The sequence below is a fragment of the Pseudomonas sp. 2995-3 genome, assembly GCF_002742565.1.
In the GTDB taxonomy this organism is placed as follows: Bacteria; Pseudomonadota; Gammaproteobacteria; order Pseudomonadales; family Pseudomonadaceae; genus Aquipseudomonas; species Aquipseudomonas edaphica.
Window position 1 is genome coordinate 156,988 of record NZ_LJSB01000314.1, and the last position, 12,737, is coordinate 169,724.

Annotated in this window: 11 protein-coding genes; 9 read left to right on the forward strand and 2 right to left on the reverse strand. The window is 61.3% G+C overall.

The features are described from left to right. Nucleotides 1-6: 6 nt before the first annotated feature. Nucleotides 7-630, reverse strand: a complete 624-nt coding sequence (locus AOA62_RS26640; RefSeq protein WP_099550214.1) for a CDP-alcohol phosphatidyltransferase family protein — start codon at nucleotides 628-630, stop codon at nucleotides 7-9. Nucleotides 631-1,176: 546 nt separating this feature from the next. On the opposite strand from AOA62_RS26640, the gene hflK (AOA62_RS26645) reads away from it, so the two are divergent. From hflK (AOA62_RS26645) to cfaB, 8 genes are all read left to right on the forward strand, one after another. After that, nucleotides 1,177-3,102 (forward strand): protease modulator HflK, encoded by a 1,926-nt coding sequence (gene hflK / locus AOA62_RS26645; RefSeq protein WP_099550215.1) that lies wholly within the window; start codon nucleotides 1,177-1,179, stop codon nucleotides 3,100-3,102. A gap of 9 nt (nucleotides 3,103-3,111) precedes the next feature. Continuing rightward, nucleotides 3,112-4,107, forward strand: coding sequence for a protease modulator HflC (hflC, locus tag AOA62_RS26650; protein ID WP_170037021.1), 996 nt, complete (start codon nucleotides 3,112-3,114; stop codon nucleotides 4,105-4,107). Beyond that, nucleotides 4,104-5,138: a protease modulator HflK gene (gene hflK / locus AOA62_RS26655; RefSeq protein WP_017135099.1), complete on the forward strand. Its 1,035-nt coding sequence runs from the start codon at nucleotides 4,104-4,106 to the stop codon at nucleotides 5,136-5,138. Before hflC ends, hflK (AOA62_RS26655) begins: the two co-directional genes overlap by 4 nt. After that, nucleotides 5,135-7,021 carry a cation-translocating P-type ATPase gene (locus AOA62_RS26660; protein WP_058421072.1) on the forward strand — a complete coding sequence of 629 codons (1,887 nt, stop codon included), beginning with the start codon at nucleotides 5,135-5,137 and terminating at the stop codon, nucleotides 7,019-7,021. Before hflK (AOA62_RS26655) ends, AOA62_RS26660 begins: the two co-directional genes overlap by 4 nt. A gap of 117 nt (nucleotides 7,022-7,138) precedes the next feature. After that, the gene (locus AOA62_RS26665; RefSeq protein WP_017135097.1) at nucleotides 7,139-7,393 is read left to right on the forward strand and encodes a membrane protein; all 255 of its coding nucleotides are present in this window, start codon (nucleotides 7,139-7,141) and stop codon (nucleotides 7,391-7,393) included. Between the two features lie 66 nt (nucleotides 7,394-7,459). Further along, nucleotides 7,460-8,305, forward strand: a complete 846-nt coding sequence (locus tag AOA62_RS26670) for a DUF692 domain-containing protein (RefSeq protein ID WP_017135096.1) — start codon at nucleotides 7,460-7,462, stop codon at nucleotides 8,303-8,305. Beyond that, nucleotides 8,296-9,084: a DNA-binding domain-containing protein gene (locus AOA62_RS26675; protein ID WP_099550217.1), complete on the forward strand. Its 789-nt coding sequence runs from the start codon at nucleotides 8,296-8,298 to the stop codon at nucleotides 9,082-9,084. The genes AOA62_RS26670 and AOA62_RS26675 overlap by 10 nt, the downstream gene beginning before the upstream one ends. Nucleotides 9,085-9,171: 87 nt before the next feature. Further along, entirely contained in the window at nucleotides 9,172-10,356 is a 1,185-nt protein-coding gene (cfaB, locus tag AOA62_RS26680; RefSeq protein WP_017135094.1) for a C17 cyclopropane fatty acid synthase CfaB, read from the forward strand. A 71-nt stretch (nucleotides 10,357-10,427) separates the two neighbouring features. On the opposite strand, the gene cls is transcribed toward cfaB, so the two are convergent. Next, nucleotides 10,428-11,867 carry a cardiolipin synthase gene (gene cls / locus AOA62_RS26685; RefSeq protein WP_017135753.1) on the reverse strand — a complete coding sequence of 480 codons (1,440 nt, stop codon included), beginning with the start codon at nucleotides 11,865-11,867 and terminating at the stop codon, nucleotides 10,428-10,430. A 130-nt stretch (nucleotides 11,868-11,997) separates the two neighbouring features. On the opposite strand from cls, the gene AOA62_RS26690 reads away from it, so the two are divergent. Then, nucleotides 11,998-12,519, forward strand: coding sequence for a DUF3617 domain-containing protein (locus AOA62_RS26690; protein ID WP_017135754.1), 522 nt, complete (start codon nucleotides 11,998-12,000; stop codon nucleotides 12,517-12,519). The last annotated feature ends 218 nt before the right edge of the window (nucleotides 12,520-12,737 follow it).

The window sequence follows — 12,737 nt, forward strand, 5'->3', positions numbered from 1 at the left end:
AAATCCTTATGCAATCGGAGAGGTTTCTTGTTGTTCTTTGAGGCCCTGACGCACCCGGTTGACCAAGGTGTAGGCGAGCAGGGCAGCGACCAGCCACATCACCGCATCGACCCAGCCCGCGCCGAGCCAGCCCAACGCCACGCCAGTGGCGAGTACACCGAGCACGAACGCACGATCACTTTTGCCCATCGGCCCGTCATAGCGCCGTGAGGCACCCACCATCGGCCCCAGTACACCGGCGTATTCGCTGAACACGGCGAGCAACGCCACCAGCAGCACCGGCGCCAGGCTCACGCCCGGAATCAGCGCAAAGGGCAGGATCAAGGCGCTGTCGGCGATCACGTCACACAGTTCATTGAGGTAGGCGCCCAGGCGCGATTGCTGGCCGAAGTCGCGTGCGAGCATGCCGTCGATGGCATTGAGGGCCATGCGCAGGATCATCCACAGCGGGATCAGCGCAAACAGCCAGAGGTGTTGGGCAAAGCAGGCGATCAGCAGGCCGACCAGCAAGGAAACGACGCCGGCCAGCACGGTAATCTGGTTGGCGGTGGTGCCATTGTCGTATAGACGCTGCACAAGAGGGCGCAGCAGGTTCTGAAAACGCGGTTTTAGCTGGTAGATCGAAATCATGACGCTTCCTTGTCCTTGGGCCCGCGAAAAACTGTTTTGGAGTGTGCCGATTAATCTGTGCCTGCACCAGTGATGGCTTGTGTTTCTGGGGGTTTAATCACTTTCCAGAGAGCACCACAGAATAAATGTGGGAGCTGGCTTGCCTGCGATGGGCATAGGTATCTACACAGCCGGTTGACACGAAATCTGTGGCAGGTGAGCCGTTGTGGCGAGCAGGCTTGCCCTGCGTTGGGCTGCGAAGCGGCCCCAAACCCAGACACTGAGTACTTTCAGGAAAATTGCAGTGCCTTCACTGGGGCTGCTTCGCAGCCCAACGCAGGCGGTGCGACGATTCGACAAGCCTGCTCGCCACAGGAGAAAGTGGCGGCCTTCAAAGTTGTGTAGATACCTATGTTGCGATGGCGGTACATCATTCCAACCATTAAAAACTGGCAGACCTTTATCGAGAGCAAGCCCGCTCCCACAGGGGATTTGCGCTGTTTTCGGACAAAAATTTCACGCTCCGTGTTATATCGTAACCAATTGTGTGTAGCGGACGTTAAGTGGATGCAAGTGGATCTGGAAGCTGACGGCGCTTCGGTTGAAGGCCTTCCGCGTTTTCAACAAGGGTTGTTCCATGCCCGCCGATTGCGCCAGGCGGGCATCAGCCTGACGGCCCTGGCCTTGGCCGGTTGGGTGCTGGCGCTGTTCGTGGCACTGTTTGCGCCGCTGTCGATCTGGCCGGTGGTGTTGATCAATTGCGCGTCGGCCTTGCTGGTGCTGGTGGCCGGGTTGCAGTCGGCGTGGTGGGTGGCGGATTGGCGCGCCCAGGCGCTGGAAACGCCCACGGCTGAACTGATCGAAGCTCCCGACGAAGAGGTTGGCGCGCTTGCACGGGCGATCAATCGGTTTGGCAGCGGTGTGCTGGCACAGATTGGCGCGCCAGTGGTGTGGCTGTGCGGCTGGTCGTTGCTGGCGCTGATCAGCATCATCGAATTCTGGAACCTGGCCTTGCCCGCCGCGGCGGTGGGGCAATCGGCGAGCCTCGGCGCGGCGGTGGCCCTGGCGTTGGCCTTTGGCTTGCTGGTGTTCGAGCGCCGCTTGGCCCAGGAAACCGCCGCGCAATGGCCGGAAGCGTCACAGCTGGCGCAGTTGAGCCGCGTGGCGATTATCAGCCTGGTGGTCAGTGCGATCTGCCTGCTGTTTGCCGGTGCCGAATCCGTGTGGCCGCTGCGTCTGGCTGTGTTGACGGGGCTGTTGCCCGCGCTGGTGGCGCTGGAGTTTCTGCTAAGGGGCGTGCTGTCACTGTTCAGCCCGCGCCAGCCGCGCCTCGAACCGCGCTTGATGGCGCAAAGCTTTATCGCGGGCCTGCTGCGTTGGCCACCACAACCTTTGCTGGCGTTGCAGCACGAATTGCACAACCGCTTTGGCATCGATCTGCGTCAGATCTGGGCGTTTACCTACATGCGTCGGGCGTTTTTGCCGGTGCTGCTGGTGGTGCTGGCGGTAGGCTGGGCGCTGACCGGCGTGCACGAAGTGCCCCTGCAAGGCCGTGGGATTTATGAGCGCTTCGGCAAACCCGTGCAGGTTTTCGGGCCTGGCTTGCATGCCGGGTTGCCTTGGCCATTGGGGCGCGTGCTGAGCGTGGAAAACGGCGTGGTGCATGAACTGGCGACCAGCGTCAGCGAGGCCGCCGCACCGGAGTTGGCCTCGGCGGAAGGCCCGGCGCCGCTCATCGCCAATCGTTTGTGGGACGCCAGCCATGTGAATGACAAGTCCCAAGTGATCGCCAGCAGCAGCGGCGACAAGCAGAGCTTCCAGATCGTCAATATGGATGTGCGTTTCGTCTACCGCATCGGCCTGACGGACAAGGCCGCGCTGGCCGCCACCTATAACAGCGCGGATATACCGACGCTGATTCGCAGCACCGCCAGCCGCATCCTTGTGCATGACTTTGCTTCGCGTACCCTCGACGAATTGCTCGGTGAGCAACGCACCAGCCTCGCCGATGAAGTGGGTCGCGCCGTGCAGGCAGACCTGCAAAAGCTCGACAGCGGCGTGGAGATTTTGGCCACGGTCGTAGAAGCGATTCACCCACCAGCCGGTGCTGCCAACGCTTATCACGGTGTGCAGGCGGCACAAATTGGCGCCCAGGCGCTGATCTCCCGCGAACGCGGGGCTGCCAGCGAGCAAACCAACCAGGCGTTGTTGCAAGCCAGCACTGCTCGCGATCAGGCGGTGGCCACTGCCCGTGAAGTAAACGCGGGCGCCCAGGCGGCCGACCTGCGTTTTACCGCCGAACAAAAAGCCTACGCCACTGCGGGTCGTGCCTTTGTGCTGGAACAGTACCTGGGCCAACTCAGCCAAGGCCTGGCCCACGCCAAGCTGCTTATTCTGGATCACCGCCTGGGCGCCGATGGCGCGCCGACGATCGATCTGCGTTCTTTTACTTTGCCGGCCGACCCGATGGCGCCGCGTAAAGCCGTTCAATAAGGAGTCTGTCTGTTGAGCGCTCATTCTCACGATCACGGTCATCACCATCATCATGGCCACCACCATCACCATCATGGCGACGAACAGGCTGCTGGCCCATTCCCATGGCGGCGCATGGCCTGGGCGGTATTGCTGGTGTTGTTTGCCGTTGCTGCGGCGAGCCTGGTGCAGGTGCGCTCCGGTGAAGCCACGGTGATTACCCGCTTCGGCAACCCGGCGCGGGTACTGCTGGAGCCGGGCCTGGGCTGGCGCTGGCCGGCGCCGTTCGAAGCGGCGATCCCGGTGGACTTGCGCCTGCGCACCACCTCCAGCGGTTTGCAGGATGTGGGCACCCGCGATGGCCTGCGCATCATCGTGCAGGCCTACGTGGCGTGGCAGGTGCAAGGCGATGCCGACAATGTGCAGCGCTTTATGCGTGCGGTGCAGAACCAGCCTGATGAAGCGGCGCGGCAGATTCGCACCTTCGTCGGCTCGGCGCTGGAAACCACCGCTGCCAGCTTCGACCTGTCCAGCCTGATCAACACCGACGCCAGCCAGGTGCGCATTGCTGATTTTGAAGCACAGCTGCGCCAACAGATTGATCAACAATTGCTCACTACCTATGGCGTGCGCGTGGCGCAAGTGGGTGTCGAGCGCCTGACGTTGCCTTCCGTCACCCTGACCGCCACCGTCGACCGCATGCGTGCCGAGCGCGAAACCATCGCCACTGAACGCACCGCCGTGGGCAAGCGTGAAGCGGCGCAGATTCGCTCCGCTGCCGAGCGTGATGCGCGCATCGTGCAGGCCGATGCCACGGTGAAGGCCGCTGATATCGAAGCCCAGTCGCGGGTTGAGGCAGCGCAGATTTACGGGCGTGCCTATGCAGGCAACCCGCAGCTGTACAACCTGCTGCGTTCGCTCGATACCTTGGGCACGGTGGTCACGCCGGGCACCAAGATCATCCTGCGCACCGATGCTGCGCCGTTCCGTGCACTGGTAGACGGGCCTAAGGACGTTCAGCCATGACCGAGCGTGACGGCCCGGACAGCCCGTGGATCCAGGCCGGGCGTCTGACCTTCCTGGCGTTGTACGCGGTGACGGTATTGGCGGCGTTGGCCTGGGCGTTTTCGAATGTGCGCCAGATCGACCCGCAGAACCGCGCCGTGGTGTTGCACTTCGGCGCGCTTGACCGCATCCAGAACGCCGGGCTTTTGCTTGCGTGGCCGCAGCCCTTCGAGCAAGTGGTGCTGTTGCCGGCGGCGGACCGTGTGATCGAGCGGCGAGTGGAGAACTTGTTGCGCTCCGAGGCGGCGATCCAGGCCGACCGCGTGGCCAGTTTTGCCACGCCCTTGAGTGACGCGCTGGCTGGCTCCGGTTATTTGCTGACGGGCGATGCCGGCGTGGTGCAGTTGGATGTGCGGGTGTTTTATAAGGTCACCGAGCCTTACGCGTTTGTGTTGCAGGGCGAGCATGTGCTGCCGGCCCTGGATCGGCTGGTGACGCGCAGCGCGGTGGCCCTGACCGCCGCGCGCGACCTGGACACGATTCTGGTGGCGCGCCCTGAACTGATCGGCACCGACAACGGTGCCGCCGAGCGCCGTGAGCGGCTGCGCGGTGATCTGGTGCAAGGCATCAATAAACGCCTGGCGGAGCTGGCTTCGACGGGGTTGGGCTTGGGCATCGAAGTCACCCGCGTCGACGTGCAATCAAGTCTGCCAGGCCCGGCCGTCAATGCTTTTAACGCCGTGCTGACGGCCAGCCAGCAGGCCGACAAAGCCGTGGCCAATGCGCGCACCGAAGCGGAAAAACTCACCCAGACCGCCAACCAGGAAGCCGATCGGCTGGTGCAGGTTGCCCACGCCCAGGCCAGCGAACGCTTGGCCAACGCCCAGGCGCAAACCGCGACCGTCGCCAGCCTGGCTCAAGTCAAAGACCCTGGCTTGTTGCTGCGTCTTTATCGCGAGCGCTTGCCGAAGATTCTGGGCCAGGCAGGTTCTGTGACCACCGTCGACCCTAAAGACGACTCCCGCTTGATCATTCAGGGAGCCGAGCAATGAGCGCACCCATGTTGACCTCCGCCGAGCAGCGCAGCGCTGCCCGGCAATTGACCCTGGCCATGCTGGCTCTGGGTTTACTTGTGCTCGGCCTGGTCTGGCGCTGGCTCGCGCCGGACCAGACGGGCGTCAGCCAATTACTGCTCGGCGTCGCGTCCTTGCTGGTGGCCGTGCCGGTGATGCGCTCGGCCTGGTACAGCCTGCGTTACCCAAGCCTGCATGGCATCACTGACCAATTGATCGCCCTGGCGATGCTCGGTGCCTGGGCCACCGGTGATCTGCTGACCGCCGCGTTGTTGCCGATCATCATGATCTTCGGCCATGTGCTGGAAGAGCGCAGCGTGATCGGCTCTCAGGAAGCGATTCACGCCCTGGGCAAACTGACCCGCAGCCATGCGCGGTTGGTGCAGGCCGATGGCAGCATTATTGAAGTGGATAACGGCACGCTGAACACCGGCGACATTGTCGAAGTGCGCGCCGGTGATCGCGTGCCCGCCGACGGCGTGGTGCTGTCGGGCCAGGCGAGCCTGGACACGGCGCCTATCACCGGTGAGTCGGTGCCGCTGGAAGCGAGCGTCGGTGTGCAGGTGTTTGGCGGTGCGATCAACCTGGATGGGTTGCTGCGCTTGCAGGTGACCCGCACCGGCGATGAATCGACCTTGGGCAAGGTCATCGCCCTGATGCAAAACGCTGAACGCTCCAAGCCACCGATCACGCGGCTGCTGGAGCGTTACGCCGGCAGCTATATGGTGCTGGTATTGCTGCTGGCGGCGGTGACCTGGTTTGTCACCAATGACGCTCAGGCAATGTTGGCGGTGTTGGTGGCGGCGTGCCCGTGTGCCCTGGTGTTGTCGGCGCCGGCCACAGCGATTGCCGGGATTGCGGTGGCGGCGCGCCATGGGATTTTGATTCGCAGCTCGGCGTTTCTGGAGGAGTTGGCGGACCTGACCTCGTTGGTGGTCGACAAGACCGGCACGCTCACCTTCGGCACGCTGCGTTTGCAGTCCATTGAAACCACAGCGCCGGATCGGCAGGTGTTGTTGAATCTCGCCGCCAGCCTGGGTTCGGCCAGCAGTCACCCGGTCAGCCGTGCGCTAGCCGGTTTGGCCACGCAAGAGCAAATGCTGGTGCTGACGGATATTCACGAACGCCAGGGGCTTGGCGTCGTGGCGCAAACCGGGCAGGGCGAGGCGGCGCTGGGGCGACCGGAGTTGTTCGAGCAGTTGGGTATTGTCACGACGACAGTCCCGAACCATGACGGCCCGATTGCCGGGCTGGCCTTGAACGGGCAGTTCCTGGCCTGGCTGTTGCTGGCGGACAGCGTCAAGCCGGAAGCACGCCAAGCGCTGCAAGAGCTGCGCGACCTCGGCCTGGGCCGCCAACTGCTGCTGACCGGCGACCGCCAGAGCGTGGCCGACAGCCTGGCGCTCGACGTAGGTATCAGCGACGTCGAAGCGCAGGCTTTGCCGGAGGACAAGCTCAACCGCGTGCTGGGGGAAATTGGCAGCGGTTTCCGGCCGATGGTCGTCGGTGATGGCATTAACGATTCCCTGGCGCTCAAGGCGGGTGTGGTCGGTGTCGCCATGGGCGCCGGCGGGGCGGACATCGCCCTGGCATCGGCGGACGTGGTGTTGATCGGCAGCGATCTGCGTCGCCTTGGCACCTGTGTGCGCTTGAGCCGCCAGTGCCGACATACGTTGCAGGTCAACGTGATCATCGGCCTGGGCTGGACGCTGGCCATCGTGGTGTTTGCTGCTTTTGGCTGGCTGGGCGCAGCAGGCGCAATGATCGCGGCGGTGTTGCATAACCTCAGCACCCTGCTGGTATTGGGTAATGCCGGGCGTTTGCTACGCTTCCAGGAGCCGCTTTTGAAGCTGGATGAATAATTTTCAGAAATATTTGCACACAGCTGTAACGCCAGTGATGGACCTCACTCTAGTGGTATGTCGAGACTGAACAATCCGTTCAGACCGATTCCACTACCGATCATGAGGAATACAAAAATGAACTTTAAATCCGCTGCTGCTGGTGCCGCCCTCGCAATGGCCGCCGCTACCATGTTTGCTGGTGTTGTCACTCAGGCTCAAGCCGCTGACACCGCTGTGCACTGCTACGGCATCAACGCTTGCAAAGGCCAGAACGATTGCAAAACCAAGGACCACGCTTGCAAAGGTCAAGGTTCGTGCAAAGGTCAGGGCTTCAAGGCTATGGCCAGTGCAGACGCTTGCACCAAGGCTGGTGGCAAAGTCGGCGAATAACCGGCAACGGGTGCAACCGCAGCGGACGCCCCCCGCCGCTGCGGGCACTTTGCCCAGGAGTGTGTGATGTCCGCTTCCCTTACAAGTCTGGGTTACGGCCTGGGTTTACGCAGTGAGTACTACCAGCAGATCCTTGAACAGTCGCCGGCCGTGGATTGGTTCGAAGTGATCTCCGAGAATTATCTGGTCCAGGGTGGTAAAGCCTTGTACTACCTGGACGCGATAGCCGAGCGTTATCCCCTGGTGATGCACGGTGTGTCCCTGTCCATCGGTGGGCCGCATGCCCTCGATAGCGATTACCTGAAACAAATCAAACAACTTGCCGAGCGCATTCAGCCCGCGTGGATCTCCGATCACCTGTGCTGGAGCCGCGGCAGTGCCCATCAGTTGCACGATTTGCTGCCGCTGCCTTACACCGAAGAAAGCCTTTACCACGTGGCTGCCCGCGTGCGCCAAGTGCAGGATGTGTTGCAGCGCCCATTGGTACTGGAAAACGTCTCCAGCTATGTGCGCTCCAAGGCCGATGAATTTACCGAGTGGGAATTCCTCAATGCCCTGGCCCATCTGACCGGGTGCCAGCTGCTGCTGGACGTGAACAACGTGTATGTCAGCTCGCGCAACCACGGGTTTGATGCCTGGACCTTTATCCGTAGTTTGCCGCCCGAGAGTATCCGCCAGCTGCATTTGGCCGGGCATATGGACTACGGCGACTATGTGGTCGATACCCATGACCATCCAGTGTGCGACCCGGTTTGGGCGCTTTATCAGCAGACGCTTGAGCATCTGGGGCCGGTGTCGACCTTGCTGGAACGCGATGACCATTTCCCACCGTTCGAAGAACTGCTCACCGAGTTGAGCAAGGCCCGTGAACTGGGCGCGACCGCCTTGGCCCGGAGGTCGTTATGCGCTTGACCGATTGGCAGTTGGCTTTTGAGCAGCACTTGTTATCTGAAGACTCAGCCGCCAACAGTGGCTTCGCCGCGACCTTGCTGGGTGGGCCGACCCTGGATGTGGACACGGGCCTGGCGATTTATCACAACGCCTACCTGTCGCGCTTGCAGGAAGTACTGCGCCATGACTTCGGTGCCATTTGGTATTGGCTCGGCGATGATGAGTTCGCATTACTGACAGAAGCCTATTTGCGCCGATATCCCTCCGCCCATTACAGCCTGCGTTGGCTGGGGGAGCGGTTCCCGGCGTTTATCGTTGAGCACCTGGTGGCTGAGCAGAGCGCGCCGCTGGCTGAGCTGGCGCGGTTGGAATGGGCGTTTACCCTGGCGTTTGATGCCCCGCAGGGTGAGCCGCTGGCCCTTGCTGATATGGCGCAATTGGCGCCTGAAGACTGGCCTGGGTTGCAGGTGAACCTGGCACCTTCGGTGCAGCAGATGCTGTGTCACTTCAATACCGTGGCAATCTGGCGGGCGAGCAAGGATGAGTCGGACTTTCCCGACAGCCACGCGTTGGAGCTGGCGCAGATTTGCCTGGTATGGCGCCACCAGAACGTATGCCATTACCGCAGCCTGGAGCCAGCGGAAGCCAGTGCCTTGGCGGGAATGGTGACCACCGGCTGGAATTTTTCAGAACTGTGCGAAGCGCTGGTAGTCACTTATGCAGAGGGTGCGCCACTGCAGGCGGTGACATGGCTGAAACAGTGGATTCAGGACGGTTTGCTCGAGCGCCGAGCCCCATAGAAGAAGGCTATTAAATCGATAGCCTCCTACTTTGTCTTCTGATGGTCTACCCTCATTCCAGACGTCTGAAACAAGGGGGGACTACTCATGCTCGCGCAACTTCCACCGGCCTTACAGAATCTTCAGCTACCGCTGCGTCTTCGACTCTGGGACGGCCATGAATTCAACTTGGGCCCCGAGCCCAGTGTGACCATCGTGGTGAAGGACCCCACGGTCGTGTCCAAGCTGACTCATCCAACGCTCGATGCTTTGGGCGAAGCCTTCGTCGAGGGCAAGTTGGAACTGGAAGGCTCCATCTCCGAGGTTATCCGGGTATGTGACGAGTTGAGTCACGCCCTGATCGATGACGACGAGGGGAGTCATCCGGTGCGCTCGATCCACGACAAGGCTACAGACGCAGCGGCTATTTCCTACCATTACGACCTGTCCAACGAGTTCTACCAGCTATGGCTGGACCAGGACATGGCGTATTCCTGCGGGTATTTCGAAACCGGCAGCGAATCCATCGACCAGGCCCAACAAGATAAATTTCGCCATCTGTGCCGCAAGTTGCGGCTGCAGCCGGGTGAGTATTTGCTCGATGTAGGCTGTGGCTGGGGCGGCCTGGCGCGGTTTGCGGCGCGCGAGTTCGGAGTCAAAGTGTTTGGCATTACCTTGAGCAAGGAGCAGCTGGCGCTGGCTCGGGAACGGGTTAAGGCTGAAGGGCTGGAAGATCAGGTCGACCTGCAACTGCTCGACTATCGCGACCTGCCGCAAGACGGTCGCTTCGACAAAGTAGTGAGCGTGGGCATGTTCGAGCACGTCGGCCACGCCAACCTGGCGGAGTATTGCAAGACGCTGTTTGGCGCGGTACGCGAAGGCGGCCTGGTGATGAACCACGGCATCACCGCCAAGCACACCGACGGTCGACCTGTGGGGCGTGGCGCCGGGGAGTTTATCGAGCGTTACGTATTCCCCAACGGCGAGCTGCCGCACCTGGCGATGATGACTGCCGAAATCAGCGAAGTCGGGCTGGAGGTGGTCGACGTCGAAAGCCTGCGCCTGCACTACGCGCGCACCCTGGACCACTGGAGCGAGCGCCTGGAAGACAACCTCGAAGCGGCGGCGAAGATGGTGCCGGAGCAGGCATTGCGGATCTGGCGGCTGTACCTGGCCGGTTGCGCGTATGCGTTTGCGCGGGGCTGGATCAATTTGCATCAGATATTGGCGGTGAAGCCTCACGCCGATGGCAGCCATGAACTGCCGTGGACGCGGGAAGATATTTACCGCTGATTCAGACGCACTGAAGATCTAAAACTGTGGGAGCTGGCTTGCCTGCTCCCACAGTTGTATGGTGTTGTTGCTTAGAGGATGGGTGAAATAAGCCGCGCCACCCGCATGCCCAGCTGTTGCAGGCGCCGAGTCTCGCGGCTTTCTTCCTGGCTGACTTCATGGGCAAGGGCGAAGTCGTCCAGCAGCATCTGCTCCACTTCGCTGGCAAACGCCTCGTCCACCGTCAGCAACATCACTTCAAAATTCAGCCGGAACGAACGGTTGTCCATGTTCGCACTGCCGATGGCGCTGATTTCGCTGTCCACCAACACGACCTTCTGATGCAAAAAGCCTGGCTTGTAGCGGAACACCCGCACGCCTGCGCGTACCGCTTCGATCGCATAAAGGCTGGACGCGGCGTAGACGATGCGATGGTCTGGGCGCGATGGCAGTAACAGGCGCACGTCGACTCCGCGCAGCACGGCCAGGCGCAAGGCCGAGAACACTGCTTCATCGGGGATGAAATACGGGCTGGTGATCCACACGCGCTCGGTGGCCGCATGAATGGCTTCGACAAAAAACAGCGAACACGTTTCATACGGATCAGCCGGGCCGCTGGCGAGTAATTGGCAGAGCACGCCGTCTTCGGGGTAAGTGTCCGGCAAAATCAGCGGTGGCAATTCGCGCGCCGCCCAGAACCAGTCTTCGGCAAATGACTCCTGCAGGCACGCCACCACCGGGCCTGTGACCTGCACATGGGTGTCGCGCCAGGGTGCCAGTGGCGGCTTTTTGCCCAGGTATTCATCGCCGACGTTGTGCCCGCCGACAAAGCCGGTAATGCCGTCCACCACCACGATTTTGCGATGGTTACGGAAGTTGACCTGGAAACGGTTGAGCCAGCCGCTGCGGGTGGCGAACGCTTTGACTTTGACCCCGGCGTCGCGCAGCGATTGCACATAACGGTGGGGCAGGGCGTGGCTGCCGATGCGGTCGTAGAGCACGTGAATGTCTACGCCTTCGGCAGCTTTTTCCTTCAGCAGCGCATGCAGCTGTCTGCCAAGCTCGTCGTCATGAATGATGAAAAACTGGAACAGCACCGCAGTTTTGGCATTGCGAATGGCGTCGAAAATCGCGCTGAACGTGGCTTCACCATTGATCAGCAAACGCACTTCATTATTGGCCAGGCACGGCATGCGCCCCAGTTTGGGCATGGCGCGCAAGGAACCGTAGGCGCTGGAGTTGCGCGCGGCCAGGGCTTCGTCGACCCACGGGCGCCAGTTCAGCTCGGTGATGGCGGTGTGCATTTCCTGGTTGGCTTGGCGACGTGCCTGGATGTACGCGTCGAAGGTGCTGCGGCCGAAGATCAGGTACGGGATCAGCGTCAGGTAAGGCATGAACATCAGCGACAAGGCCCAGGCGATCGAGCCTTGGGCGGTCCTGACCGTCAGCACCGCGTGGATCGCGGCCAGCGTGCCGAGAAAGTGCAGCGTGGCAATGAAGTAGGCGAGCAGGTGCGGGCCAAAAAAATCCATGAACGACATTACTCCAGGCAATCGAGTGCCTAACAGACCATGTTCCACAGCGAATGTCGCTATTTTATTTGCCGTGCAACACTGGCGGCTTTGCGGCGTCTAACGCCCACAATTACCCAGGAGTTACTCGATGAATGCTCGTCTGCTTGGTTTGGCCATGGTTGTTGGATTGACGCTGCCCGTGGCGGCTCAGGCGCAGATGCTGGCGCCGGGCTTGTGGGAATTGACCACCAGCAATATGAAAGTCGATAACCAGGACTTGCCGGACCTGTCGCTGATCCTCGGTCAGCTCAAGCAACAGATGACCCCTGAGCAGCGTGCGATGCTGGAAAAACAGGGCATCACCATGGCCGGTAAAGGCGTGCAGGTATGCCTGACGCCTGCCCAGGTCGCCTCTGATTCTATCCCGCTGACCGACCCGCAATCGGGCTGCAAGCAAGAAGTGACTGACAAGACCGGCAACCAATGGAAATTCCGTTTCAGCTGCCCGAAAGCCCAGGGCACTGGCGTTGCAACCTTCCAGAGCCAGCAGGAATTCACTACCAAGGTAAACGGTACTTTCAATGCCACCGGCGTCCAGCAGAAGGGCAGTCTGGACACCCACGCCCAGTGGCTGGGCAACGATTGCGGTACGGTAAAACCCCGCGCTTAAGCTGTGGGAGTTGGCTTGATCGCAGCAGAGGTGCACAACTATTGAAGGTTGCCACCTTCTCTGTGGCGAGGGCGCTTGCTCCCGCTGGGCCGCGAAGAGGCCCCTGCTCTTTGCTTTAAAAGCATGGGACTGCTGCGCACTCCAACGGCAGCAAGCTCCCTCGCCACAGGTTACTTTTTTACCCTTCAGCCTTCTTGACTGAATGGCATTAAGGCAAG